Origin of the sequence: Apibacter sp. B2912 (assembly GCF_009827835.1) — a bacterium.
Taxonomy (GTDB): domain Bacteria; phylum Bacteroidota; class Bacteroidia; order Flavobacteriales; family Weeksellaceae; genus Apibacter.
In genome coordinates this window covers 46,482-72,679 of the sequence record NZ_WINV01000003.1, presented here as the reverse complement: position 1 = coordinate 72,679, position 26,198 = coordinate 46,482, and the positions used below count along the sequence as shown (strand labels likewise).

23 protein-coding genes are annotated in these 26,198 nt (G+C 29.8%); 6 read left to right on the top strand and 17 right to left on the bottom strand.

Annotated elements, in window-relative coordinates; translation table 11 throughout:
• Positions 1-121: 121 nt before the first annotated feature.
• Both GFV01_RS06440 and smpB read right to left on the bottom strand, forming a co-directional pair.
• Positions 122-1,549, bottom strand: a complete 1,428-nt coding sequence (locus GFV01_RS06440; protein WP_160565717.1) for an OmpA family protein — start codon at positions 1,547-1,549, stop codon at positions 122-124.
• 63 nt (positions 1,550-1,612) lie between these two features.
• Positions 1,613-2,071, bottom strand: coding sequence for an SsrA-binding protein SmpB (gene smpB / locus GFV01_RS06435; RefSeq protein WP_105296380.1), 459 nt, complete (start codon positions 2,069-2,071; stop codon positions 1,613-1,615).
• A 45-nt stretch (positions 2,072-2,116) separates the two neighbouring features.
• Here smpB and GFV01_RS06430 point away from each other — a divergent pair, with 45 nt between their 5' ends.
• A complete protein-coding gene (locus GFV01_RS06430; RefSeq protein ID WP_160542542.1) occupies positions 2,117-3,739 on the top strand; it encodes an ABC-F family ATP-binding cassette domain-containing protein in 1,623 nt (540 codons plus the stop codon).
• Between the two features lie 165 nt (positions 3,740-3,904).
• Here the strand turns inward: GFV01_RS06430 and GFV01_RS06425 are convergent, their stop codons facing one another.
• From GFV01_RS06425 to GFV01_RS06405, 5 genes are all read right to left on the bottom strand, one after another.
• Positions 3,905-4,546, bottom strand: coding sequence for a C40 family peptidase (locus GFV01_RS06425; RefSeq protein WP_255448950.1), 642 nt, complete (start codon positions 4,544-4,546; stop codon positions 3,905-3,907).
• A gap of 115 nt (positions 4,547-4,661) precedes the next feature.
• Positions 4,662-5,144, bottom strand: coding sequence for a ribonuclease HI (gene rnhA, locus GFV01_RS06420; protein ID WP_160542585.1), 483 nt, complete (start codon positions 5,142-5,144; stop codon positions 4,662-4,664).
• A 6-nt stretch (positions 5,145-5,150) separates the two neighbouring features.
• The gene (locus GFV01_RS06415) at positions 5,151-5,855 is read right to left on the bottom strand and encodes an HAD family hydrolase (RefSeq protein ID WP_160565715.1); all 705 of its coding nucleotides are present in this window, start codon (positions 5,853-5,855) and stop codon (positions 5,151-5,153) included.
• A gap of 12 nt (positions 5,856-5,867) precedes the next feature.
• On the bottom strand, positions 5,868-6,791 hold the full coding sequence (menA, locus tag GFV01_RS06410; RefSeq protein WP_160565713.1) for a 1,4-dihydroxy-2-naphthoate octaprenyltransferase: 924 nt from the start codon (positions 6,789-6,791) through the stop codon (positions 5,868-5,870).
• Positions 6,792-6,921: 130 nt separating this feature from the next.
• Positions 6,922-7,992 (bottom strand): lipoate--protein ligase, encoded by a 1,071-nt coding sequence (locus GFV01_RS06405; RefSeq protein ID WP_304505491.1) that lies wholly within the window; start codon positions 7,990-7,992, stop codon positions 6,922-6,924.
• Positions 7,993-8,145: 153 nt separating this feature from the next.
• Between GFV01_RS06405 and tyrS the strand changes: the two genes are divergently transcribed.
• The 3 genes from tyrS (at position 8,146) to GFV01_RS06390 (ending at position 10,459) form a co-directional block, all read left to right on the top strand.
• Positions 8,146-9,444, top strand: a complete 1,299-nt coding sequence (gene tyrS, locus GFV01_RS06400) for a tyrosine--tRNA ligase (protein ID WP_160565711.1) — start codon at positions 8,146-8,148, stop codon at positions 9,442-9,444.
• 78 nt (positions 9,445-9,522) lie between these two features.
• A complete protein-coding gene (locus GFV01_RS06395; RefSeq protein WP_160565709.1) occupies positions 9,523-10,017 on the top strand; it encodes a hypothetical protein in 495 nt (164 codons plus the stop codon).
• A 16-nt stretch (positions 10,018-10,033) separates the two neighbouring features.
• On the top strand, positions 10,034-10,459 hold the full coding sequence (locus tag GFV01_RS06390) for a DUF6646 family protein (protein WP_160565707.1): 426 nt from the start codon (positions 10,034-10,036) through the stop codon (positions 10,457-10,459).
• 68 nt (positions 10,460-10,527) lie between these two features.
• On the opposite strand, the gene GFV01_RS06385 is transcribed toward GFV01_RS06390, so the two are convergent.
• The 9 genes from GFV01_RS06385 to GFV01_RS06345 all read right to left on the bottom strand — a co-directional run bounded on the left by GFV01_RS06385 (position 10,528) and on the right by GFV01_RS06345 (position 19,220).
• A complete protein-coding gene (locus tag GFV01_RS06385; protein WP_160565705.1) occupies positions 10,528-11,118 on the bottom strand; it encodes an HAD-IB family hydrolase in 591 nt (196 codons plus the stop codon).
• Positions 11,108-12,787, bottom strand: a complete 1,680-nt coding sequence (locus GFV01_RS06380) for a hypothetical protein (RefSeq protein WP_221411118.1) — start codon at positions 12,785-12,787, stop codon at positions 11,108-11,110. Before GFV01_RS06380 ends, GFV01_RS06385 begins: the two co-directional genes overlap by 11 nt.
• A 19-nt stretch (positions 12,788-12,806) precedes the next feature.
• A complete protein-coding gene (locus GFV01_RS06375; protein ID WP_160565701.1) occupies positions 12,807-13,535 on the bottom strand; it encodes an SDR family NAD(P)-dependent oxidoreductase in 729 nt (242 codons plus the stop codon).
• A complete protein-coding gene (locus GFV01_RS06370; RefSeq protein ID WP_160565699.1) occupies positions 13,532-14,332 on the bottom strand; it encodes a hypothetical protein in 801 nt (266 codons plus the stop codon). The genes GFV01_RS06375 and GFV01_RS06370 overlap by 4 nt, the downstream gene beginning before the upstream one ends.
• A 593-nt stretch (positions 14,333-14,925) precedes the next feature.
• Positions 14,926-16,251, bottom strand: coding sequence for an FAD-binding oxidoreductase (locus tag GFV01_RS06365; RefSeq protein WP_160565697.1), 1,326 nt, complete (start codon positions 16,249-16,251; stop codon positions 14,926-14,928).
• Between the two features lie 4 nt (positions 16,252-16,255).
• Positions 16,256-17,119: a decaprenyl-phosphate phosphoribosyltransferase gene (locus tag GFV01_RS06360; RefSeq protein WP_160557630.1), complete on the bottom strand. Its 864-nt coding sequence runs from the start codon at positions 17,117-17,119 to the stop codon at positions 16,256-16,258.
• A 90-nt stretch (positions 17,120-17,209) separates the two neighbouring features.
• Positions 17,210-17,806 carry a ribonuclease HII gene (locus GFV01_RS06355; RefSeq protein ID WP_160557631.1) on the bottom strand — a complete coding sequence of 199 codons (597 nt, stop codon included), beginning with the start codon at positions 17,804-17,806 and terminating at the stop codon, positions 17,210-17,212.
• Positions 17,807-18,577 carry a C40 family peptidase gene (locus tag GFV01_RS06350; RefSeq protein ID WP_160557632.1) on the bottom strand — a complete coding sequence of 257 codons (771 nt, stop codon included), beginning with the start codon at positions 18,575-18,577 and terminating at the stop codon, positions 17,807-17,809. It abuts the gene before it with no gap.
• 10 nt (positions 18,578-18,587) lie between these two features.
• Positions 18,588-19,220, bottom strand: coding sequence for an O-methyltransferase (locus GFV01_RS06345; protein WP_160557633.1), 633 nt, complete (start codon positions 19,218-19,220; stop codon positions 18,588-18,590).
• A 587-nt stretch (positions 19,221-19,807) separates the two neighbouring features.
• On the opposite strand from GFV01_RS06345, the gene GFV01_RS06340 reads away from it, so the two are divergent.
• Together GFV01_RS06340 and uvrA are read left to right on the top strand one after the other, a co-directional pair.
• Positions 19,808-20,134, top strand: a complete 327-nt coding sequence (locus GFV01_RS06340) for a YegP family protein (protein WP_105296398.1) — start codon at positions 19,808-19,810, stop codon at positions 20,132-20,134.
• 177 nt (positions 20,135-20,311) lie between these two features.
• Entirely contained in the window at positions 20,312-23,122 is a 2,811-nt protein-coding gene (gene uvrA / locus GFV01_RS06335; RefSeq protein WP_185150332.1) for an excinuclease ABC subunit UvrA, read from the top strand.
• A gap of 131 nt (positions 23,123-23,253) precedes the next feature.
• On the opposite strand, the gene GFV01_RS06330 is transcribed toward uvrA, so the two are convergent.
• Positions 23,254-25,524 carry an aconitate hydratase gene (locus GFV01_RS06330; RefSeq protein WP_160565695.1) on the bottom strand — a complete coding sequence of 757 codons (2,271 nt, stop codon included), beginning with the start codon at positions 25,522-25,524 and terminating at the stop codon, positions 23,254-23,256.
• Positions 25,525-26,198: the final 674 nt, after the last annotated feature.

Here is a 26,198-nt window from a genome sequence, read left to right as displayed (position 1 = left end):
ATTTTTTTTATAAATCATTAGTTAATAATTGTATTATTTTATTATGCTTTTATAAATAATGAATAAAAAAAGTCATCCAAAATTTGGATGACTTTTTTATTAGAAAAGTTTGTTTAGTAAATTATCTTCTTCTTTGACTAGGAGTTTTTACTTTAACTTCTTCTGTGATTGATACTTTTGAACCGGTTTGATCTAAGATCACAACTCTTCTGTTTTCTCTATCACAAGTTTCTTGATCCGGATAAAGAATATTTCCTTTATCGTCTTTCTTAGCATTGATATCTTGTTGTTTACATAACAATTCTGATTTACCGAATCCTCTTGCTATCAATCTATCTTTACTTACTCCGTTTTTAACTAATTCGTTAACTACAGATTGTGCTCTTTGTTTTGATATTCTATTGTTTACGGCTACAGATCCTACTCTGTCGGTATGTCCGTCTACAAAGAATTTTTTACCATCAAAACTTTCATCTTTTAATAATTTAGCTGCATCTTTTACTAATGGTAAGGATTCTGCTGTTAATTTAGAGCTGTTAAATTCAAAGTTGATATTTTTTAACCTGAAAGTAACGTCTTTAGTTTCCCAAGGACAACCTTTGTTTTCAATTGGCCCTTTTACGGTTGGACAAGCATCATCAACATCTGGAATACCGTCTCCATCTGTATCAGGACATCCTTGGAATTGTGCAGGTCCTGCTGCATTCGGACATCTGTCTTGGTCGTCCGGAATACCGTCTCCGTCTGTATCAGGACATCCTTGGAATTGTGGTAATCCCGGTGTATCCGGACATCTGTCTTGATCGTCTGGAATACCGTCGCCATCTCTATCACTTGGTTCTTCTACCGGTGGAGGTGGCGGAAGTGGTTCTTCTTTCTTAGCTCCGAATTTAAATATAATCGATGCTGAATGTTGGAAGAAATTTATATAATCTTTAGAATATGCTGTTGCCCAGTTATATTGAGATTCTAGATTTATACCAAAGTTTTTTGTAAACCAGAAGTTAATACCTACTCCACCATTTAATATGAAATTATTATCATGACCGGTAAATTTACCTCCTAGTTTATAATTTTTCTTAGGATTATAATCATCATCGTAAGCGTCTAAGTGGGTGGTTGGATCGTTTTCAACGATTTTAATTCCTTTATAAGAATATTTGTGGTAATTTGCCCCTACTCTTACATATGGATCTAACCATTTTAAAGATTTGGATTCACTTAATGGGGTATATCTAATACCTAAGCCAGCTAAAACAAAGAATTCATCTTTAATTTTTAATCTTTTATTGTCTATTTCTCCAATTGAAGCTTGCAAGTCAACTGCAAAGTTTTTAGCTATGCTTCTAGCTACTGTTAATTTAGACAACGGTGGTACAATACTATAATCATCGGTATCAAAATATCCGTCAAAGATACCACGAACAGAAGTATAGTCTACCGCATGAGCTCCAATCCCGATATACCACTTATCCGAAATGTTTTGAGCAAATACAGTAGTTGCTAACGTTGTAGCCAATCCTGTAAGTAACAAATTGAACTTTTTCATATATAAAAATCTAATTTTTAGGTTGCAAAGTAACATTTTTATTATCTAACTCCCAAGAAAAAATTAATATTTCTTTACCATTCTGTTAATATTTCGTTTGGATTCTCTTTCTTTTATCGCTTCTCTTTTGTCATATAATTTTTTCCCTTTCGCAAGATATACTTGGATCTTCGCGATTCCTTTTTCATTGATATACAATTTTGTAGGTACAATCGTTAATCCTGTTTCTTTAGTTTTTCTTAACAGTTTGTTAATTTCCTTTTTATGTAATAACAGTTTTCTTTCCCTTTTTATTGTATGATTATAACGAGTTCCATAATAATATTCGTCAATGGTCATATTTATTACATATAATTCGCCATTAATAATCTGACAAAAACTCTCTGCTATACTTGCTTTCCCTAATCTAATAGATTTTATCTCAGTGCCATGTAAAACTATTCCTGCCTCATATTTATCCAATAATTCATAGTTAAATCTAGCTTTTCTATTCAGTATATTTACTTTATTTTCAAATTTCATAATCAAAGTTTTTCTTACTACTTTTGTACAAATTTATTAAAGTATATGCTTACAGTATCAAATTTATCTTTACAATTTGGAAAAAGAGTACTCTTTGATGAGGTTAATGTAAAATTTACGAAAGGAAACTGTTATGGAATTATTGGGGCAAATGGAGCAGGAAAATCTACATTTTTGAAAATTCTATCCGGCGATGTTGAACCGACTACAGGAAGTGTAAGCCTTGAAACAGATAAAAGGATGTCTGTATTGGAACAAAATCACTTTGCTTATGATGCATATCCTGTACTGGAAACGGTTATTAAAGGGAATCAGAAACTTTTCCACATAAAGGAGGAAATGGATGCTTTATATGCCAAACCTGATTTTTCTGATGAAGATGGAGTTAAAGCGGGAGAATTAGGTATTATTTATGAAGAAATGGGAGGTTGGAATGCTGAGTCTGATGCAGGAACTTTATTATCTAATCTTGGAATAAAAGACGATGCACATTATAAAATGATGTCTGAATTGGAAAATGCTGACAAAGTAAGAGTATTACTTGCTCAAGCTTTATTCGGAAATCCTGATGTTCTTATTCTTGATGAGCCTACGAATGATTTAGACATTGAAACCATATCTTGGTTAGAAGATTTCTTGGCGGGATATGAAAATACTGTAATTGTTGTTTCGCACGACCGTCACTTTTTGGATGCAGTTTGTACTCATACCTGCGATTTGGATTTCGGAAAATTAAATTTATATACCGGTAACTATTCATTTTGGTATGAGGCCAGTCAATTAGCTGCCCGTCAAAGAGCTCAACAAAACAAAAAGGCTGAGGAAAAAAAGAAAGAACTTCAAGAGTTTATTTCCAGGTTTAGTTCTAATGTTGCTAAAGCAAAACAAGCCACGGCTCGTAAAAAAATGATCGAAAAATTAAATATTGAAGATATCAAGCCGTCTTCTAGAAGATATCCGGCAATTATTTTTGAACAAGAACGTGAAGCCGGGGATCAAATATTGGACGTTAAAGGATTGGAAAAAACTAAAGATGGTGAATTGTTATTCAGCAATATTGACTTGAACCTAAAAAAGGGGGATAAAGTTGCCGTTCTATCCAGAAATTCTTTGGCTATTACTGAATTTTTTCAAATATTATCCGGAGAGTCAGAACCTGATAAAGGGAGTTATTCTTGGGGTATAACTACTAAGCAAAGTTACCTTCCTTTAGATAATACAAAATATTTTCAATCGGACGATAACCTTGTAGATTGGCTTCGTCAGTATGTGAATACGGATGAGGAGAGACATGAAGAATATATCCGAGGATTTTTAGGTAAAATGCTATTTAGTGGTGATGAAGCTTTAAAATCTTGCAAAGTTCTTTCGGGAGGTGAAAAAATGCGTTGTATGTTTTCAAGAATGATGTTATTTAAAGCTAATGTTTTACTTCTTGATGAGCCTACCAACCATTTAGACTTGGAAAGTATTACGGCTCTTAACAACTCGTTAACCAATTTTAAGGGTACTATTTTACTTTCTTCTCATGACCATGAATTATTATCTACTGTTTGTAACAGAATCATTGAATTAACCCCTAAAGGTATCATTGACCGCTATATGAGCTATGATGAGTACTTATCTGACGCAAAAGTTAAAGAACTTAAAGCGCAATATTATAGCTAAGAAATTATTGGGCGAAATTTAAATCGTAAAGATTTTTATTTCACCAAAATGATAATACTATAAAACCTTTTAATCTTTAAGATGATTAAAAGGTTTTTTTATATAATAAACTTCGAATTATCCGGCTGGCAAGCGTGTTATTCTAAACAATATTTTTACTTTAACTTAAAGTATCCTTTGTGCTTTTTTAAATTTATTTTTCCAATAAGTTTCTTCGAGAGAACTAATTATAACCCCTTTAGATGTTGAGGCATGTATAAATGTTATTTCGCCTGAACCGGATATGTTATAGACTATACCTACATGATTTATTGAACTCCCCCCTGTATTAAAAAATAATAAATCGCCTTCTTTTATTCGAGAAATACTTACATCTTTTCCTGCATTAGACATATCTATGGAACGTCTTGGTAATTTTACATCTATTCTTTGGTAAGCATTGCAAACTAAACCGGAACAATCTATGCCACTGAATGTATTTCCTCCATATTTATAAGGAGTCCCTTTATATTTTTCTGCTTCTTTCAAAACCAAAACAACATCCGTAGATTTTATATTTTTATGAACTCCGTATTTTTTTGATTCTAAATTCGAATCTTTCTTTATCGGTTTTGAAATATGGGGTGATTTATGCGATGGTTTTGATCTTGAAATATGTTTATTTGTTTTATTGGAATTATAAGTATATCTTTTCGAATGAGGATGTTTTGATTTTTTATATGAAGAAGTTGCCTCGTAAGATACACAAGATGTTATAAATGAAAAAAACATCAATCCGAACACATAGATTACCATTTTACTTTTCATATATCTTATTTTTTAATAATCTTTGTGCTAATTTATAAAATTATGAACATTTTTTTAACACGTTATTTACTAATTTATTAACAAATTATTTTTTCAAACGGTTTAGACTATTTAATTAAAAAATATTTTTATTGTCTGATATAAGATTTTCATATCCCATATCAATGGACAGATTTTCTCCTTTAGCTGCAGCAGTTGCTAACTGATCCGCCTTTTCATTATAAAAATGCCCATGATGACCCTTTACCCAGTGAAAGGTTACTTTATGTTTTTTGTAAATTCTAATAAATCGAATCCATAGATCCGGATTTTTAACTTTTTCAAATCTTTTTTTCTCCCAACCATAAATCCATTTATTATTAACGGCATCGACTACATATTTTGAATCAGAATATATTTCAACTTCTTGATCGGGTTTATTAATTTTTTCCAAAGCAATAATCACAGCCAATAATTCCATTCTATTGTTGGTAGTTAAGCGAAATCCTTCTGAAAAGTTTTTTTCATATGAAGTTCCTTTCAGCTTCATTATAATGCCATACCCTCCTTTTCCCGGATTTCCAGAAGAAGCTCCGTCTGTATAAACCTCAATCATAATATCTATTTAAAAGAAATTTTTTAATTCTAACAAATTTTCAATTATGGGAATCTCTGCACTTTTATGATGCTCATCTTTTTTGTAATTATAATAGACCGGATGCATCCCTATTTTTTGAGAACCTAGTACATCTGCCTCCCAATCATCTCCGATAAACGCGGATTCATTCACTAATGCATGGGCTTTTTTAAGACCTAATTCAAATACTTCTTTAGCCGGCTTTCTTTTATTTATTTCTTCTCCGCTGGTTAGGGTGGTTATATAATCTTTAATACAAGTTTCTTGAACTTTTTGTTCGGTTTGTTGTATAAAGCCATTGGAAACAACATGTAATTGATAACCTTTTGTTTTTAGATATTTCAAAATTTCCTCTGCATACTCGATTAAATTATTGTTTTCCATGATCTGAGTTAAAAAATTGGCATTAAAATAATCCCAAATTTCAGGGTCATTTATATGAAATTCCAAAAACGTATCTTTGAATCTTTTCTCCAATATATCTGCTTTGCTTACCTTATCTTGCCTATATAAGGACCAAAGATGTTCATTCCTGTTGTAATAACTTATATAAAAATCTGAAAATTGTAATTGATACTTTTCTTCAATTTTTAAATTTTCATAAATATTTTTAAGAGTTAATTTGGAATTTTTATCCGTATCCCAAAGCGTATTATCAAGATCAAAGAATATGTGTTTTATGTTATTTTTCATATATAGTTTTTTTTAAAGGCTTAATCCCATTCCAAAGAAAACGGAAAAACATAAGGCTAACAATGCTGTAGGTTTTAAGTATAAATCTAAATCTTTGGGGTTTTGGGTGTAAAGAATTTTTCTGCGTACTATAGTATTCGGAATAAATAGTATAAAAAATAAAAATGGTTTTAATGATGACCAACTATCTAACTTTATAACAAATTCTTTCTGATGTATTAACAGGAAAATGAGACAAAGAATAAAAGGAAGATTCATTAGCACCATTTGATAATACTTAGCATTTTGAAATCCTAATCGTAATGCCAGCGTTTTTTTATGGCTGATTCTATCCGATTCAATGTCTCTCATATTATTTAGATTCAAAACGGCTACACTAAATAAGCCAATTGCAGAGGCGGGAAGCAAATTATCCCAAGTAAAAGACTTTGTATAAAGAAATTCACTTCCTAAAACAGAAACCCATCCAAAAAAAATAAAAACAAAAAAATCCCCTAATCCCATATATCCGTAGGGCTTTTTTCCCATAGTATAAAATATAGCCGCCAATACACAAGCAATTCCCAAACCAATGAATATAAAAAATTCACTTTTATAATTGGGGATAAAAGCATACCAAAGCAGAACTATTGAAGAAAGTAGGGATAGAAATACAGTAATTAAAATTGCATGAAACATGGATTGTTGCGTAATAGCTCCCGATTGAATAGCACGAACCGGACCAACTCGTAACTCATTATCGGTTCCTTTGGTTCCATCTCCATAATCATTGGCAAAATTGGACAATATTTGAAATAATATGGTTGTAAGACAAGAAAGTCCAAAAATAATTCCATCAAAATTCCCTTTCCATTTGGCAAGTAATCCTCCTAAAATGATTCCACTTAATGAAAGCGGTAACGTTCTTAATCTAGCGGCCTCAATCCAATTTTTCATCTGTTTTTCTTTTATTTTTTAACTTTTACAAAAATACACTAATTATATGATAGATTTAACGCATCCTGAATTGGATAATAATTGTGTCAAAATATATAGAATTATACATTTCTCTAAGATTACCGACTTATCAATATATTAAGGTAAGAAATTCATCAAGTGTGATTTTCCCAAAATATGTTGATAGATCAATATCTTTCAATGAATCGGCAACGGAAGCTTTTGTGTATTTTTTTCCTATTAATCTGTTCTCTATATCTTCAAGGTTTCCCACTCCGAAAAAATCTCCGTATATCTTAATTGCAGTAATGTTTCCTTCTTCGACATTTAATTTTAAATCAATGGAACCTATTGGAAACCGTTGACTTCTTTCCATATAAAATTTGGGAGAACGTCCGTAATTCCAATCCCAATTTGAATACCTTTGATGTGAAATTTTAATTATTTCTTCCCAATCTGCTTCCGTCAATTCATATTTATTGACATCTTCTGTTTTATCTACATTAAAAATTGAAAGTAGTAATTTATCTCTAAATTCTTCTATGGTTAAATCTGTTGTGACAAAATCAGATATATTGGCTACTCTGCTTCGGATTGATTTAATTCCTTTCGATTCAATTTTATCTTTTCTTACCTTTAAAGAATTAACAACTTCATCCATGTTGCTATTGAATAATAGTGTTCCATGGGTAAACATTCTTTTGTTAGTGGCAAATTGAGCATTTCCGCTTATTTTCTTTCCTTCCACTACTATGTCATTCCTTCCCTTAATTTCTGCATTGACTCCCATTTGCTGCAACGCTTCTAGTACAGGATGTAAATATTTTTGGTAATTTGAAAAACTATTACCATCATTTTTGGTAATAAAACTAAAATTTAAATTACCTCTATCGTGATACACAGCTCCTCCTCCCGATAACCTCCTAACTACTTTTATGTTTTTTTCTTCTACATATTCTGTATTGATTTCTTCTATAGTGTTTTGATGTTTTCCTATGATTATGGAAGGATCATTTATATAGAAAAGAAGATATGAATCTTCCTCAATTGGCAAGTTCATTACAAGATACTCTTCAATAGCTAAATTAATTTCGGGATTGTAATTGTTTTTATTATCTACAAATAACATTCTCATTTTTTTTGGATCAAAAATACAATAAATAGTTTTTACGCCTTCTTTTCTGAATATACAGCGGCTCATGGGTATTCATTATAAGTAAACCAATGTGATATTAAATATTATAATATATATTTAATTTGTTTAGTTAAAACCGTAAAAAAAGTATAATTTATGCTTATAAATGGAACATATTCATCGAAAAATTATAAATTTGCCTGTTGAAAAATCTAACATATGAATTCTTTTATTGAAGAGTTAACTTGGAGGGGATTAATTCATAATATAATCCCGGGAACAGAAGAACAATTAAATAAGGAAATGACGCTGGGTTATATTGGTTTTGATCCGACTGCAGATTCTCTTCATGTAGGAAGCCTGGTGCCTATCTTACTTTTAGTTCATTTTCAAAGACATGGTCATAAGCCTATTGCTTTAGTGGGTGGTTCCACAGGTATGATCGGTGATCCATCCGGAAAAAGTACAGAGCGCAATTTACTGGATAGTGAAACTTTACAAAAGCACATTTTAGGAATAAAATCTCAATTAGAACGATTTTTAGACTTTGACAGTAACAAGCCAAATGCTGCCATACTGGTTAATAATTATGACTGGATGAAGGATGTTACTTTTTTAGACTTTGCCCGTGATATTGGAAAGCATATAACCGTTAATTATATGATGGCTAAAGATTCCGTCAAAAAAAGATTAAACGGTGAATATCAAGAGGGTATGTCTTTTACAGAATTTACATATCAACTTTTACAAGGTTTTGATTTTTATCATTTATACAAAGAAAAAGGGGTTAAACTTCAAATGGGTGGTTCCGACCAGTGGGGAAATTTGACTACAGGAACGGAACTTATTAGAAAAAAAATCGGTGAAGAAGCTTTTGCTTTAACTTGTCCACTAACTACAAAGGCTAATGGTACTAAATTCGGTAAAAGTGAAGGAGGTGAAAATGTTTGGTTAGATGTAAATAGAACTTCCGTTTTTAAATTTTATCAATTCTGGTTAAATATAACAGATATTGATGCTGAAAAATATATAAAAATTTATACATTCCTCTCCAAGGATGAAATTGAATCATTAATTAGAAATCATAATGAAAACCCATCCCTTAGGATTTTACAAAAAAAATTAGCTGAAGAGGTCACCCGTTGGGTTCATGGTAAGGAAGAAACGGATAAGGCCATTAAAGCTTCCTCTATTTTGTTTGGAAAATCAACTAAGGAAGATTTCCTATCTTTAGATGAAACTACTTTTTTATCTTTATTTGAAGGGGTTCCGCAAAAAGAAGTTTCTTTAAATATTCTTAAAAACGGAATTTCAATTCTTGATGCATTATCAGAAATAAGCGGTTTTTTATCTTCAAAAAATGAAGCTAAAAGAGCTCTTAAGGAAAAATCAATTTCTGTTAATCAAGAAAAAGTTAACGATGATTTTATTATTAATGAATCAAATTTAATTCAAGGAAAATACGTTTTACTTCAAAGAGGAAAAAAATCATATTTTATCCTTAAAGGAACTGAATAAAATAGTTTTTATTTTAAGTAAATAAATTTTATAAAATAACACAATATATATTTTTGCAACACGTTATATAACAAATAGATGAAAGGGCTTATTAAGTTTTATCATCCTGATGAAACCTTAGTGTATCACATCAGGAAATGTTTTTGTAAGGTTGTTTTTCTTAACAAGAAAAATACATTAGTAGTTGAAATAGAATCAGATGATGATTTAGATCACGTAGAAGAAGACTCATATCAAAATGAATACCCGCAAGTGTCTTTTTCCATTGAAGATTTCGAAATTCCAGTGAAAACTATACAGCAACTTTGCGGAAAATCATTTCAAATACCTTCGTATGAAGAAAAAGAAAATGAAAACGGCGAAGTAGAAGAATTATATTATACAAATCTGAATTTAAATGATGAAGAGGATTTGGAAACAGACAATAATGAATTGAAATTCGGTAAAGATGAACAGGGTAATTTAAAACTTATATGGCAAGGCTATTGTGAAGATTTTATTACTCAAGAAGAACCCTTACGATTTAAAGTATCTTGCTCATTTATTAACGATATCTTAGAAATAGACGATTAACCGGAACCATAATATAATGAAAAAATTATTAGTACTCTTTTATTTTTTAGGGCTGATTTCCTTTAGCCATGCTCAGAGTTTTAGAGGTATTGGAGACCAAAAAATACAGTTAGGAATTAATGCTTTTGGGTATGGAACCGGAATTACTGCTAGTTATGATTACGGAGTAATGGATTGGCTTTCCATTGGTGGTGGTACCGATTTTTACTGGAGTGCCGATGATGATAATTTTTTTATTTATGGACGGGCTAATTTTCATTTAAATGATCTCTTAGATCTTCCTCATACTATGGACTTATATCCCGGAATAAATATAGGAGGAAGAAATGACGGTTTTGGTATAGGTGCACATATTGGGTATCGTTATTTCTTCGATGATAAATTTGGTGCATTTGCAGAGCTCGGCAGCCATGGTTCTATTGGAGTTATTATAAACTTATAAAAATATACAGAATATCGGATTAAATCAGGAATTTTACTAGTAGTTTTTTTTCTGAACTTTCTACATTTTTATTCAAAATGACGATAAAAAGGATCTGTCGCAAGTTCTAACATATTTTTATCTCCTTTACTATCTCCAAATGCGTATATTTTGGAATAATGGGCTAATTGTATTTCACTAATTATTCTAACTACTTTCTGCTTATAATTACAATTGGGTGTAGCAAATTTACCGGTAAATACTCCATCAATATATTCTGCTTCTGTAGAAATCAAACGTAATCCTAAATATTTTGCGAAAGGCTTAACCCATAGATCTAAGGAAGCTGTGACGATATATTTATTGGGTTCTCTTGATAACGCTCGTATGTATTCCAATGCCTTGGGCCTGATAATAGTATTTTTCCTACTTTCAAAATAATATTGAGCTAATTCTTCTAATTCTGAACGTGTTTTACCTTTTAAAAATTGAGAGATAAATTTTTGCTTAATTTTTCCTGCATCGAATATTTTAAATCTTACCAATATAAATAAAGGGATAAATTTAATAAAGACTTTTTTGTATTTATGAGGAAAAGAAAATTGTAAAAAATCAAATAAAGTATCTTTGTTTGTTAAAGTTCCATCAAAGTCAAATATATATAAACAATTATTCTCCATCTTTTTTAATAAAATAATATTTTTGAAATAAATAATAATTCTTTTTATCTTTTTCGAAATCTTTTATCGAAACAACTTGGGCGTTTACCCCATATTCTTTAAAATAGAATTCTTCACTATCATAATCGACTTTTATTTTAATAGTTTTATCGCCAAAACACTTTTTTAACATAGACAGACATTTTCTTTTTTCATAACTATTATATATTGTTTTACTATAGTTGTATCCTCCTATAATGAATATCATAATTGCAACCAAAGCTAAACTAATTTGACTCACAACTTTTAATATTGTATTGCCGAAATAGTAAGTTATAAAAAAAATAAAGATCGGAAAAATCCATAATTGTGGTATAAAACGAGCCCACCATGCCCCTTGTATATAGGGTAGGATGCTAATAAAAATAAACATCACAAAGAATAACATTAAATTTCTTTGATCTTTTTTTAGATAAAAGCATAGTACTATAAACAATGCAATTGCTAATATAAAAATCCCACTAAACCAGAAACCGAATCCTGAAATTCTAGCACATGCTATTGATGAATATTTAATCTCATAAAATTTAAAGGTAAATGGTATTTTAAATTCTTCGATATTTTCATTTATAGTATCATTTGACCAAGAATGTGGAGCATGGTTTACTCTATAAAATAGAGATTTAAAAGCAGCAATAATTGATAAATCATCTTTTAATGATGGCGGCCTTTGATGTTCAATAATATCAATTTTATTTTTTCCAACAATAGGATATATGGGATTCCCCTTTTTAAGTAAATTTTGCCCAAAAGGATACCAGGAAACAATTCCTATTATTATTCCTGAAAGTGTTAATAATTTTAAATTAGATATAATTTCTTTAATCCTTTTTTTATTTAATAAGTAAATAAAGTAAAAAAAGAACAGGAAAAATACTAATACAAAGGATGTCAACTTAATATTAACAAATAAAACAACGATCATTAATAATAATAAGTTTAAATAAGGACATTTCTCATTAAAGGATTTTAAGAGTAATAATGACAAACTTATTAATAATGATAAATAAATTATTCCATCTACATAAAAAGTAAATAGTTGATTAATTACAATAGGATTAGCATTTAAAAACAAAGTAAATGCAACTGAAAATATTTTTTTATTAAATATTTTCTTGATACTAAGATATGAAAAACATAAAGATGATAATAAAAATAAAAAATTGATAACCTTGGAAGATTCAATATTACGAGTTAAACAGTAAACAGAATATTGTGAAAATTCAATTCCTTTTACATAATGATTATATACATATTGAAAAGGTATATCTTTTGTCATCTCTTCATATATAGGATTCCATTTTTTACTAATTTCCAAGATAATACCTTTATGATATAACATGCCATCCTGACTAAAATCAATGATAAATCTATTAATGACTATTGTAATTAATACAAAAGCAGTAAAATAAAACATGGTTCCATTTACCTTGCTTGTTGGAAATTTAAATAATGCTAAAAAATAGGACAGAATTATAGCTAAAGGAAAAACAAATAAGTTAGATTCTATCTTGAGATTTAAACATAAATTTATAAGTAAAAAATTAAAAAATAAGGTTGATATACATAAAAAGCCAATTAAATATATATCAATTTCTTTTAAGGAAAAATATGATAAAATTTTTTTCATTAATTTAAATGATCATAATTTACATCTTTAATTTTTTAAATATAAATTCAGGAATATTTCTTACAATTAGCATTATATATCTCCAGATGCCCGTAATATAAATTTTATTTTTTTTCTTCTTATATGCTTTATAAATAATGTCAGCGGCTTGTTGCGGTGAAGCGGTTAGGAGTTTAGGTAAAGCCATTCCCAAAGTCATCTTGGTATCCATAAATCCGGGAAGAACGGTCATAACATGAACATTTTTATGATAAAGATAATTACGCAAACCGTCTAAATAAACCATAAATCCGGCTTTCGAACTCCCGTAAATAAAATTACTTTGTCTACCCCGAAGTCCGGCAACAGATGATAATCCAATGATAGTTCCTGATTTTTTATTTTCAAATTTTTGAGCAAAATAATTAACTAATGGTACAAGTTTAGAATAATTTATTTCAAGAATTCTTTGTGTATTATTTTCATCATATAATCCCTCTTCTGTATTTTTTCCTAAAAAACCTGTCGCACAAAATAATAAATCTGAATCAATAGAATCAAATACAGAATAATCAACATCTTTAGTTAAATCAAAATTTATAATTTCGGAATCCTGTTTAAACTTAATTAAAATATGCTTTGATAATCGTTGGGTTTCTTCCGGGTTTGACGTTATTAAATATATTTTGGGATACCTGTTTGTATTTTCAGATAATAATTTATTTATAAATGCTTGAGAGATGTCTGAAGTTGCTCCTAGAATTATCATTTTATTTCGGAATTGTATAATATTAAACTTTTATTTGTAATTGAATTGTCTTTTTGAATGGTTTGTATATCAGGATTAATTGATCTTACAATATTAGAATTTATATAACCTGATTGTAAATAAGGATGAAAGTATTCAAATTTTTTATTAAGTAATGGAATTTTATATATCGAAACATGATCGTTACCCGTATCATTTAAAAAATATTTTAGATTTTTTCTTTCTTTTAAAATTTTTATCACTTTTAATCTATAAGAAAGGTAATTTACAGGCCATTTCAGTTGATATATTATATTTATTGCTAACGATAAAATACTTAACATAAAAATATAATGCAATTTGTTAGGATAAATTTTAAAAAATAATATTAGAAATGAAAAACAAAAACAGAAAGATGCCGGAGCCAACATTCTTGTGTTTAATGATTCTATTCCCTGTGTAAATTCTGAAATAAACATTAAAATGAGATATATACATCCTATAGTCATTAATAATTGATGAAATGTGGTAACCTTACCTTTAAAAGGCCTTTGATAAAACCAAATATAGGTTAGTAGAAAGAATAAATCAATTAACAATATACCTATCATTATAAAAATTACTGCCGACGTTGGTTCCAGTATTTTAATTGAAAATATAGGATTAACAACATTTAGTACACCTAACAAATTATCTAATGTATGTTTCCATAGGCTATCCAATGAGGGAGCTAATCTTATATGCTCGCCAAAAAAACTTCCAAATTCTAGGTGATTATATATTAAATATATACCGATTCCTAAAGATGAAAATAACAAATAATAAAAATAATTTTTATATATAAGTTTATCGAAGAGTTTATATTTAATTGTATAACATATAAAGTATATTGTTATTGCTATAAAAATATATAGGCCTGTATATCGTACTAAAATTAAAAATACAGTTAAGATAACTGCCGGATAAATAATTTTAAATTTTAACTTGTTTTCTGTCAAAAATTTATTTAAATAAAAGATTAAAATATAAAAAAGTGTTAAGAAAATACTTTCAGAAATAGAAAGAATATAGAGAGAAATAATAAATTTAAACGTAACCAGTAAAGCCGTCTCCTTAAAATAAAATTTTTTAAAATATGAGAAGCTAATTATAACAGCAAAACTTAGGCAACTAATAATTCGAGAACTAAAATAAAACTCATTTGTAAAAAAATATCCAATTCTTAAAACTATTGGATATCCGATAGGAAACAAATTACTTTTACCATTCGGTATTTCCTTTGCAATCTTAAAATAAGATAATGAATCAGGTGTAATACCACCAAACGGTAAAAACAAAGGTAATAAAGCAATACTTAATAATGTAATTATGATGAGAGTCCAATATTTAACTTTCTTATAATCCGCCATTATCAAGATAAATAATTGGTAATTCTTTTTCTTTGTAAAGAATCAAATTTACCCGTTTCAGGAACTTTGACATAGTCTATAAGTGATTTTTTGGACATGGAATCTTTGGCTAAATAAATCCTTCCCTCATAATGTTCCACTATTTCATCTAATTCCTTAACTAGAAATGGTAATTTTTTATTGATTTTAAAATCCAATGCTAAACTGTATCCGTCAATAGGAAACGAATTATGAGCATTTATATTTCCTTTTTTATATAATTTTAAAACTGCAAGGAATGAACCTTGGCCACTTTTTGCTATGGTTTTTAAAATCTCTGTCATTCCCTCTTTACCAACCTTTTTAGGTATTATAAATTGATATTGTATAAACCCATTTTTACCATAAATTCTGTTCCAATTGTTGATCGCATCTAAAGGGTAGAAAAATGTATCATAGTCTACTACATTACTTATGATTTTTTTTCTTTGTTTCAAATAATATAAAAAATTAAAAGCCTTAACAGACCATGTATTCAACACAAATGACGGAAAATCAAAAGGAACATTTAATTTTAATTTTTTCTTAGTTTGTAATGGATTTTCTTTCCATTGAGTGGGTAATTCAGACAACTTTGCATGTTCTCCCACCATTAATATTGATCTCCCCATTTGGTTGCCTTTTTGTAGGCAATCAATCCATGCTACACTATACGTCCAATTTTCACATTCCTCGAAAAATTTAAAAATCTCCTCAAGATTTTCAGCTTTTAAGACCTTTTGTTTAATATAAGCCGTCTGTATTCTTTTTAAAGTAAATTTTGCAGAAATGATGATACCGGTTAATCCCATACCTCCAATGGTATTCCAAAATAAATCGGAATTTTCCTCACGGGAGCATTTTTTTATTTCTCCATCTTGGGTGATTATTTTAAAATCAATCAAATAATCCCCAAAACAACCTTCAGAATGATTATTTTTTCCATGAACATCAGATCCTATAGCCCCTCCAACCGTAATTAATTTAGTACCTGGTGTTACAGGTAAAAAATAACCTTCCGGAACAATTACATCAAGTATATCGGATAAAATAACTCCGGATTCACATTCAAAAATACCCTTTTCCCTATCAAAGGATAAAAATTTATTTAATCGCAGAGTAGATAAAATATGATCGCTGTTTAATGAATTATCACCATAGGACCTCCCATTTCCCCTTGCAATAATAGAAGTACTATTTTTTATTATTTTTACTATTTCTTTTACGTCAGATGTTACATGAAAATTAGTATTAACTACCGGATATTTCCCCCAATTAGTTATATTTATTTTATTTTCAATTTCACTCATCTTTTTAATTTAAATATTTTAGTATAAAAATCATCACAACCCAAATTGCCAAGTCTATTTGGAGAAATAAGTCTCTGTAAAGCACCTTGGTAGGAGATTCTGTTTTATTATATACAAAAGTTAATTGTAAATACCTTAGTATACCAATTAACGCAAACAAAGAAGTATATACAATATAATAATGGAAGTTCATTTTTATTACAGGATCTAAGGTATACATAATATAGCAAACGACAAAACAGGTAGAAACCATCGTAATTGCAATATCTATAAATTGAAGATTATATCCGTCTAATGCTTTTCTAGTTTCGCCGGTTAATTGAACGTTTATTAATTCTCCCCTTCTTTTCCCTAAAGCCATAACTAGTGCTAAAAAAAAGGTAACTAATATCGCCCATACAGTAATGGGTAAATTTGTTGCAAATCCTCCCATATAAATCCTTAGTAAAAATCCTAAGGCAATAATCACTACATCTATAATAGCAATTTGCTTTAATTTAAAGCTATAAGCTAAATTCATTACAAAGTAAACCGAAATTATTAAAATTACTCCCCAAGAATGAATAAGATACCCCATAAAATAGGATGCAAGAACTAGAAATAGAAAAACAATAATTGCATGATTAATTCGTATCTTCCCGGCGGCCAGAGGTCTATTTTTTTTTTCAGGATGCATTTTATCTTTTTCAATATCTATATAATCGTTAATTATATAAATTGAACTGGCTATAAATGAAAACGAAAAAAAAGCGACTATTGAATTTAACAATAAATGCAAATCCAAAATCTTACCTGCAAAAAATATAGGAAGAAATACAAAAAGATTTTTTAACCATTGCTTGATCCTTATTAACCTTAAATAATCCACTTTTATTTTATGTTCTTGAATATATAAGTTGTAAAGATATAAAATTTATGTCAATTATATCTTTATACAATGAGCTTTAAAAGCTATAATTTATAAATTTAAGAATAATTGATTGTCTAACAGTTTAAAAGTCTTTCTATGAAGGTAAGTAATTCCATATTTTTTTATTGCTTGCCTATGAGCAATCGTTGGGTACCCCTTGTTCTTTTTCCATAAATAATCAGGAAATTCTTCATGGAATTTATCCATTAAAAAATCTCTGTGATTTTTAGCCAAGATGGATGCAGCAGCTATATTCATATAATTAGCATCACCCTTTATCGCACAAAAATGCGGTATTTCTTTATATTTATGGAATCTATTTCCATCAACTAATAAAAATTCGGGTTGAACTTTTAATTTATCTACAGCTAAATGCATAGCTAAAAAGCTGGCATTTAAAATATTAATTTCATCAATTTTTTGTGGAGAAACTTCTGCAATAGCATAATCAATTGCATTTTGTCTAATAATACTATCTAATTCTTTTCTTTTCCTTTCACTTAGCTGTTTGGAATCATTGATTTCTTCATTAAAAAAGTCTTCAGGAAGCACGACTGCTGCTGCAACTACAGGACCTGCCAAACAACCTCTTCCTACTTCATCCAGTGCAACTTCAAATTTATATTTTGAATATTTTAATTTCATTTAGAATATTCTTCTGATAAAACGCAACTGATGCGTATATTTATTAAGGTCTGAATTAAATATCCCTGTATAATCTAAATTGTCAATGCGCACTTTTCCGTGGGCATGTAAAATTTTCCGATCAGGAAGTATAAACCCCACGTGTATAATTTTTCCATCCTGATTTTCAAAAAAAGCAAGATCTCCCGGTTCTGCTTCTTCTATAAAACTTAATACTTGCCCTTCTAATGCTTGTTGACCGGCATCTCTTGGTAATTTATACCCGGCTAATTTATAAACCATTTGAACCAAGCCACTGCAATCAATGCCATAGGTTGTTTTCCCCCCCCACAAATAGGGAGTGTTTATGTATTTAAAAGCCAATTCTAAAATTTGATCTTTTTTTTGTTTTCCTTTTAATAAAGTCTCATCAATAAAAAAATGTTTATCGGGAGCTAATTTAAAAACACTATTATCAATAGCACCGTGAACCTCTGCCCCAATGGTAACCGGAAAAGGTTGATTATTTAAAATTAATAAGCTGAAAGGCTCAGATATATATGAATGATCTTGAGAAAAATTAGCAAATTCTATTTCACTGAGAATGGAAACCTGTTTATAATCTACCCATCCTTCATAGCCATCAAAATAAATTTTAATTTTAACCCATTGTTGTTTCACTTCTAAAATCTCACATAGCTCTCCAAACAACAATTGAGTAACCATTTCTGAAGAATCAGACGGTTCTTTTCGTACTGGGGCAACACTTACCTGGCAAATAGATTTACTCATAAATGCAAATTTATTTTTTTCTAACAATACTTATACCATCTCTGATAGGTAAAATTAGCACTTCTAGTGATGAATCTGATCTCATAAAAGAATTGAATTCCCTTATACTTTCCGTTTTTTTATCTTTAAAATCTTCGACAACCTTTCCCTTCCATAAAATATTATCTGCTATTATTATTCCCCCTGAACGCAACTTTGGCTTAACTATCTCAACATACTTACTATAATTCTTTTTATCGGCATCCAGAAAAACCATATCAATTTCCTGATTGATTTCTTGTAAAACATTTATAGCATCATCCAAAATAAAATTAATTTTGTGGGAGTATTCAGATTTTAAAAAGTATTTTTTAGGTATATATGCCGTTTCGCGATTATTATCTACTGTAATTATTTTACCGGACTCTGAAAGTCCTTCAGCTAAACATAATGTTGAATATCCGGTAAAAGTTCCTATTTCAACTATTAAATGGGGAGAAATTAATTTCGAAATCATACTTAGTAGCCTTCCTTGCAACAAACCGGACAACATATGTGGTTGTGTCGTTTTTAAATACGTTTCTCTCCTTAATTCTTTTAATAAAGTCGGTTCTTCTGTACTGTTTTTTTCAATATAATCTTCAAGTAAAGGGGTTATCTCCATTATTTTATATTATTCTTTACAAATATAATTCGTTTCTAAAAAATCGTTACCATTAAATGGTATTATATCTAACTAATAATTAGGATATTTAATCTTACTAATATTTACACCCTATTATATAAAACGTCTTCTATAAAGCAAATTATAAACAAAATTCTTTTATTAAAATTTAATTACACATATTTTTAATGAATTTAATAACATAAATTATATTAATTTTTTAACAGTATAACATAATGCTTAAAATACAATATTTTTGTACACATAAAAGTTACAAAGAAAAAATATAACCATAAAGTATATATAAGATAAACTAAAATCATATAAAATTGCATGCAACTAGTGAAAAATGCAAAAATGTCAGTATACAATTTTGTGTACACCGTTGTAAAAATTATCTTAAAAAATGTTAAAATTTAAATTATAAATTTTATTCAAAATAAGCTACAATCCTTTATTTTAGCCTATCCTATGATGTAATCACATTTTTTATCTATTGTTAAAAAATACAGAATAGTTTTGTTTATAAAATAATGGCATGATTTTTTCCTACCTTATGCCATATTAACACTAAATAGTATAACAATATGTTTGAAATTTTCAAAGACAAAGAAGGAGCTTTTTTCTTTAGATTAAAAGAAAAAAATGGTCAAATTATTCTTGAAAGTGATGGATATACACAAAAAACAAATTGTCAAAAAGGAATCAGTTCAGTAAAAAGAAATTCCAAAAATGAAGATCGTTTTGAAGTGAAACAAGCTTCCAATAAAAAATGGATGTTTAGTTTAAAATCCGGAAACGGACAATTAGTAGGGACCAGTTCTTATTTTGATTCTGAAACCGATGCTAAAAACGGTATAAGAACAGTAATGAAAACTGCACCTGTATCCGAAACAGTTGACTTGTCAAAATAATAGATTCCATAAATTGTTATCAAAAAATGAAAAAACCATCCGCTGGATGGTTTTTTTTTATAATTAATACGATACTAATTACATTTTTAAAAAATTATTTATTTCCCTACCTTTGTATATACTATATTTATAGTAAAATAGCATTACTTTTCAATTTAGCTAATCAAATACAAACTTTTGAAAACAAATAATAAAATTAAAACACATCCAGATCAAGATGTGGTTTTCATAAAAAATGCACATCTTCATAATCTTAGAAATATAGATGTTTCCATTCCCAAAAATAAATTAACCATAATAACAGGGGTATCCGGAAGTGGAAAATCTACCCTGGCTTTTGATACCTTATATGCAGAAGGTCAAAGACGATATGTGGAAAGCCTAAGCTCCTATGCGCGGCAATTTTTAGGAAAATTAGAGAAACCTCAAGTAGATGACATTAAGGGACTTGCTCCGGCAATTGCCATTCAACAAAAAGTCATTTCAGGAAACCCTAGATCAACCGTAGGAACTTCTACTGAAATTTATGATTATTTAAGACTATTGTTTTCTCGTGTTGGTAAAACCTATTCGCCCATATCGGGACAAGAAGTAAAAAAAGATGAGGTTACAGATGTTATCGATTATATACTCTCTTTAGCGGAAGGTGGTAAATACATCTTATCTGCTCCGATTACTACGATAGATAAAGATTTTAAAATATTTTTAAATACTTTGAAAGGCCAAGGATATGTCAGGTTGGAAGTTGGTGGAAATATTGCTACTATTGAGGATTTGGAAAGTTTTGGATTTGTACCGGATAGCAATACCCCTATAAATTTAGTTATTGAACGTTTTTCCGTTGAACATAATGAGGAATTCTTACAAAGATTTGCTGATAGTGTTCAAATAGCTTTTTACGAAGGCAAAGGCTCTTGTTCCATTAAAAATGTTGACACCCAAGAAATTAAAACCTTTTCTAATGCTTTTGAACTGGACGGAATTAAGTTTTTGGAGCCTACCATACATTTTTTTAGCTTTAATAATCCTTATGGAGCTTGTCCGGTTTGTGAAGGCTATGGAAAAATTTTAGGTATTGATGAAGACCTGGTAATTCCTAACAAAAATTTATCCATCTATGAAGATGCTGTTGTTGCTTGGAGAGGAGAAAAAATGAGTGAATGGAAAGATGATTTTATTAAAAAATCATCTAAACTCAACTTTCCCATTCATAAACCGTATTTCGAATTAACAGATAAACAAAAAGATATTTTATGGAAAGGTACAGGGGATCATAGTTTTCCCAGCCTGAACCATTTCTTCAAAATGGTTGAAGAAAATACATATAAAATTCAATACAGAGTAATGCTTTCCAGATATAGAGGCAAAACTATTTGCCCAGAATGCAAAGGAAAACGTTTACGACCTGAAACCAATTACGTTAAAATCAATGGATATTCGATTAACGATTGGACTGATTTACCTATAGACCAGTTACACGGTATAATAAAAAATTTAACGCTTAATGAATATCAACAAAAAATTGCCAAACGATTACTTTTTGAAATTAATAGCAGAATTGAATTTCTTTTAGACGTTGGCTTAGGATATTTAACTTTAAATCGAGCTTCTAATACCCTCTCAGGGGGAGAATCTCAACGAATTAATTTAGCAACGTCATTAGGAAGTAGTTTAGTAGGATCTATCTATATTTTAGATGAACCTAGTATCGGACTACATGGAAGAGATACCAACCGCTTAATTACTGTTCTGGAAAAATTAAGAGATCTGGGAAATACCGTGGTTGTAGTTGAACATGATGAGGATATTATGAAAGCTGCCGATTATTTGGTTGATATTGGACCAAAAGCAGGTAGTCTGGGAGGGAATGTCGTATTTTCGGGCACTTATTCGGAAATGATGCAAACCCATACATTAACCGCCGAATATTTAAATGGTGAAAAGAAAATTGAAATACCTAAAACTCGAAGAAAAACTAAAGAATTTATTGAAATAACGGGAGCCAGACAAAACAATTTAAAAGGCATTGATGTTAAATTACCCTTACACTGTTTAACGGTTATAACCGGAGTAAGCGGTTCAGGTAAAAGTACCTTAATGAAAAATATCTTAACTCCTGCATTACAAAGAAAATTGGGAATAAACGGTGATAAACCCGGTAATTTTTCTGAATTAAAGGGAAATTGGAAGGAAATTAAACATCTAGAACTGATTGACCAAAATCCAATCGGAAAATCTTCTCGATCTAATCCTGCTACCTATGTTAAGGCTTTTGACGATATACGCGATTTATTTTCCAAGCAAAAACTAAGTAAGCTTAACAATTTCAAACCGAAACATTTTTCATTCAATGTAGAGGGCGGACGTTGTGAAACTTGTTTAGGAGAAGGATTTATAACTGTTGAAATGCAGTTTATGGCAGATATTGAATTAGAATGCGAAACCTGTCATGGCAAAAGATTTAAGCAAGATGTTTTGGAAGTAAAATATGAAGGTAAAAATATTGCTGATGTCTTAGAAATGACCATTGATGAGGCCATAGCCTTTTTCAACGAACACAATCAGGATAAAATTGCAACCAAATTGCAACCTTTACAAGATGTGGGCTTAGGTTATTTGGAATTAGGACAATCATCCGGTACACTATCCGGAGGAGAAGCTCAACGAATTAAATTAGCTTCATTTTTGGTAAAAGGTAATTCTTCCGAAAATACCTTATTTATTTTTGATGAACCAAGTACCGGTTTGCATTTTGATGACATAAATAAATTACTAAAATCATTTAATGCATTAATTGAGAAAGGCCACAGTGTAATGGTTATTGAACATCATCCGGATATCATCAAATATGCAGATTATCTGGTTGATATCGGGCCGGATGCCGGAATTAATGGAGGAAATATTGTCTTTCAAGGCACTCCTGAAGAAATTATTAAATGTAAAGAATCTTATACCGGACAATTTTTAAAAGAAAAGTTTAACGAATAATGATACGTACACTTTGTTTACACGTTTAAATGTTTATTTAAAAATGACAAAATTTCAGTGGTCAATCATTATATTATTAAAAGAAAAAACACCGGAATGAACCGGTGTTTTGTTATGATTGTTTTTTTATTTTAGATCTTACCCTCATTTTTCTTAATTAAATTTAATGCTGAACCTGCCTTAAACCATTCGATTTGTCCATTATTATAAGTATGATTGGCTATGATATTTTCTCTAGTTCCATCAGAATGAACTAATTCAATAGTAATAGGTTTTCCGGGAGCAAATTGATCTAAATCTAAAAAATTAAATAGATCATCTTCCTGAATTTTATCGTAATCTTCGGGATTACCAAAAGTTAAAGCTAACATCCCCTGTTTTTTTAAGTTTGTTTCATGTATTCTTGCAAAGGATTTAACCAAAACAGCTCTTACTCCTAAATGACGTGGCTGCATAGCTGCATGTTCTCTTGATGATCCTTCTCCATAATTATAATCCCCTACAACAATAGTAGGAACTCCATCTGCTTTATATTTTCTTGCCGAATCAGGAACAGCCATATATTCCCTCGTATCTTCATTCTTAACTTTATTTGTTTCCATGTTAAAAGCATTTACAGCACCAATCAAAGTATTATTTGAAATATTGTCTAAATGCCCTCTGTATTTTAACCAAGGTCCGGCCATAGAAATATGGTCTGTAGTACATTTTCCATAAGCTTTAATCAGCAATCTCATTCCGGTAATATTTTTGCCGTCCCATGCAGGGAAGCTTTCTAACAACTGTAATCTTTCTGAAGTAGGTGAAACTTGAACCTGTATTCCGGAACCATCTTCGGCAGGTTTTTGATATCCCGGATCATCTACTTCAAATCCTCTCGGTGGAAGCTCAAATCCTTGAGGTTCGTCCAACATAACCTCTTCTCCTAGATCGTTTATCAATTTATCTTTTCTAGGATCAAAACTTAAATCTCCTGCAATAGCCAATGCAGTAACTAATTCCGGAGAAGCTACAAAAGCATATGTATTAGGATTTCCATCTGCTCTTTTGGCAAAATTTCTATTGAAGGAATGTACAATAGTATTCTTTTGTTGTTTTTCTGCCCCTTCTCTAGCCCATTGTCCAATACATGGTCCACATGCATTTGCAAAGACTTTGCCTCCAATTTTATCGAAAACAGTTAAATATCCATCTCTTTCTACGGTATAACGTACCAATTCTGACCCCGGTGTAATGGTATATTCTGCTTTAGGACTAATCTTTTTATCTGCTGCTTGTTTCGCTATCGAGGCTGCTCTTGAAATATCTTCATAAGAAGAATTGGTACAAGAACCTATTAATCCGACATCTACTTTTAAAGGCCATCCATTTTTTTCAGCTACTTCTTTAATTCGAGATATAGGTGTTGCTATATCCGGAGAAAATGGACCATTGAGATGAGGCTCTAAAGAAGTTAAATCTATTTCAACAACCTGGTCATAATATTTTTCCGGGTTTTCATAAACTTCTTTATCGGAACGAAGTTCCTCTTTAATTTTATCTGCCATGTCTGCAACCTCTGTACGTCCGGTAGCTTTTAGATACTTTGACATATTTTCGTCATAAGCAAATATTGAAGTAGTTGCTCCTACTTCCGCACCCATGTTACAGATAGTTCCTTTTCCGGTAGCCGATAATGATTCTGCTCCTTCTCCGAAGTATTCTATGATACATCCGGTACCTCCTTTTACGGTCAAAAGACCTGTTACTTCCAATATGATATCTTTAGGTGCAGTCCAGCCATTGAGTTTACCTTTAAGATGAATTCCAATTAATTTTGGAAATTTTAATTCCCAAGACATACCCGCCATAACGTCGACCGCATCAGCTCCTCCAACTCCAATGGCAACCATCCCTAAACCACCTGCATTCGGCGTATGGGAATCAGTTCCTATCATCATTCCTCCCGGAAATGCATAATTTTCAAGAATTACCTGATGTATAATTCCCGCTCCGGGTTTCCAAAATCCTATATTGTATTTGTTGGAAACCGATGATAGAAAATTATATACTTCGTTATTTTTATTGATTGCCTCTTGCAAGTCTTTATCGGCTCCAACTCTGGCCTGAATTAAATGATCGGCATGAACGGTAGACGGCACCGCTACCTTTTTCTTACCGGCTTGCATAAATTGTAATAAGGCCATTTGTGCAGTAGCATCCTGCATAGCTACTCTATCCGGTGCAAAATCTACATAAGATTCTCCTCTTTTATATGCTTCAGATGGATTTCCATCAAACAAATGTGAATATAATATTTTTTCAGAATATGTCAGAGGCCTCCCCACTACTTTTCGCGCCATTCCAACCTTTAACTGAAAGCGATTATACACCGCTTTTATCATATCTAAATCAAAAATCATATAGTAAATTTATTTTTTGCATTGTTAATTTTATGTAACATTTAAATTTTACTTTACTATTGCTGTTTAATGACAGCCTTTTAATAAAACGAGTATTTTTAAAGGAAAATTTATCTGCTAGGTTTTTAAATATACAATTTTAAAATCAATATATACGATGTTTTAATTTTCTGACAGATATTTATAAAGATTCTAAATAATTTTAAGATATATTACAGGTATTATATTAAATAAAGCACTTTATATATAAATTTATTTGATATAAGAATTTATCTTTTTTATTTAATTTATACGCATTTATTAATGTTTAAATACAACTAATTAAATAAACTGTAAAACTATTTATAATTTAAAAAAAAGAGGCCGTTATTAACATATGTTTAAAATTATTCAAGTATATAAATGGAATTATTTACCTATAAATTTAAAGCATTAAACAAACAAAAAATAATTTTATTTAATCGATTAAATTTTATTTGAGTTTTCAATTAAAAGCTCTCTTTTTTTTAAAAAAAAGAGAGCTTAAACTACACTAATTAGTTGTTTTGGCTATAACAATAGGTGCTTAAATATTTAAAATTTGTACTTAGCAAAGATATTCTATTATTACTATATTAAATTGAGGAATCCCGTAATAATTATTTTTTTTATTGATTTTTTTTATCAAAATATAG

Excerpts from the sequence above, each read along its gene's own strand:
- GFV01_RS06405 (WP_304505491.1), bottom strand. The coding sequence starts at position 7,992 with ATGAGCCGCTGTATATTCAGAAAAGAAGGCGTAAAAACTATTTATTGT.
- GFV01_RS06365 (WP_160565697.1), bottom strand. The coding sequence starts at position 16,251 with ATGAGTGAAATTGAAAATAAAATAAATATAACTAATTGGGGGAAATAT.
- GFV01_RS06355 (WP_160557631.1), bottom strand. The coding sequence starts at position 17,806 with ATGAAATTAAAATATTCAAAATATAAATTTGAAGTTGCACTGGATGAA.
- GFV01_RS06345 (WP_160557633.1), bottom strand. The coding sequence starts at position 19,220 with ATGGAGATAACCCCTTTACTTGAAGATTATATTGAAAAAAACAGTACA.
- menA (WP_160565713.1), bottom strand. The coding sequence starts at position 6,791 with ATGAAAAATTGGATTGAGGCCGCTAGATTAAGAACGTTACCGCTTTCA.
- GFV01_RS06350 (WP_160557632.1), bottom strand. The coding sequence starts at position 18,577 with ATGAGTAAATCTATTTGCCAGGTAAGTGTTGCCCCAGTACGAAAAGAA.
- GFV01_RS06390 (WP_160565707.1), top strand. The coding sequence starts at position 10,034 with ATGAAAAAATTATTAGTACTCTTTTATTTTTTAGGGCTGATTTCCTTT.
- smpB (WP_105296380.1), bottom strand. The coding sequence starts at position 2,071 with ATGAAATTTGAAAATAAAGTAAATATACTGAATAGAAAAGCTAGATTT.
- GFV01_RS06385 (WP_160565705.1), bottom strand. The coding sequence starts at position 11,118 with ATGGAGAATAATTGTTTATATATATTTGACTTTGATGGAACTTTAACA.
- GFV01_RS06340 (WP_105296398.1), top strand. The coding sequence starts at position 19,808 with ATGTTTGAAATTTTCAAAGACAAAGAAGGAGCTTTTTTCTTTAGATTA.
- GFV01_RS06380 (WP_221411118.1), bottom strand. The coding sequence starts at position 12,787 with ATGAAAAAAATTTTATCATATTTTTCCTTAAAAGAAATTGATATATAT.
- GFV01_RS06425 (WP_255448950.1), bottom strand. The coding sequence starts at position 4,546 with ATGAAAAGTAAAATGGTAATCTATGTGTTCGGATTGATGTTTTTTTCA.
- GFV01_RS06430 (WP_160542542.1), top strand. The coding sequence starts at position 2,117 with ATGCTTACAGTATCAAATTTATCTTTACAATTTGGAAAAAGAGTACTC.
- GFV01_RS06395 (WP_160565709.1), top strand. The coding sequence starts at position 9,523 with ATGAAAGGGCTTATTAAGTTTTATCATCCTGATGAAACCTTAGTGTAT.
- tyrS (WP_160565711.1), top strand. The coding sequence starts at position 8,146 with ATGAATTCTTTTATTGAAGAGTTAACTTGGAGGGGATTAATTCATAAT.
- GFV01_RS06415 (WP_160565715.1), bottom strand. The coding sequence starts at position 5,855 with ATGAAAAATAACATAAAACACATATTCTTTGATCTTGATAATACGCTT.
- GFV01_RS06375 (WP_160565701.1), bottom strand. The coding sequence starts at position 13,535 with ATGATAATTCTAGGAGCAACTTCAGACATCTCTCAAGCATTTATAAAT.
- GFV01_RS06440 (WP_160565717.1), bottom strand. The coding sequence starts at position 1,549 with ATGAAAAAGTTCAATTTGTTACTTACAGGATTGGCTACAACGTTAGCA.
- GFV01_RS06330 (WP_160565695.1), bottom strand. The coding sequence starts at position 25,524 with ATGATTTTTGATTTAGATATGATAAAAGCGGTGTATAATCGCTTTCAG.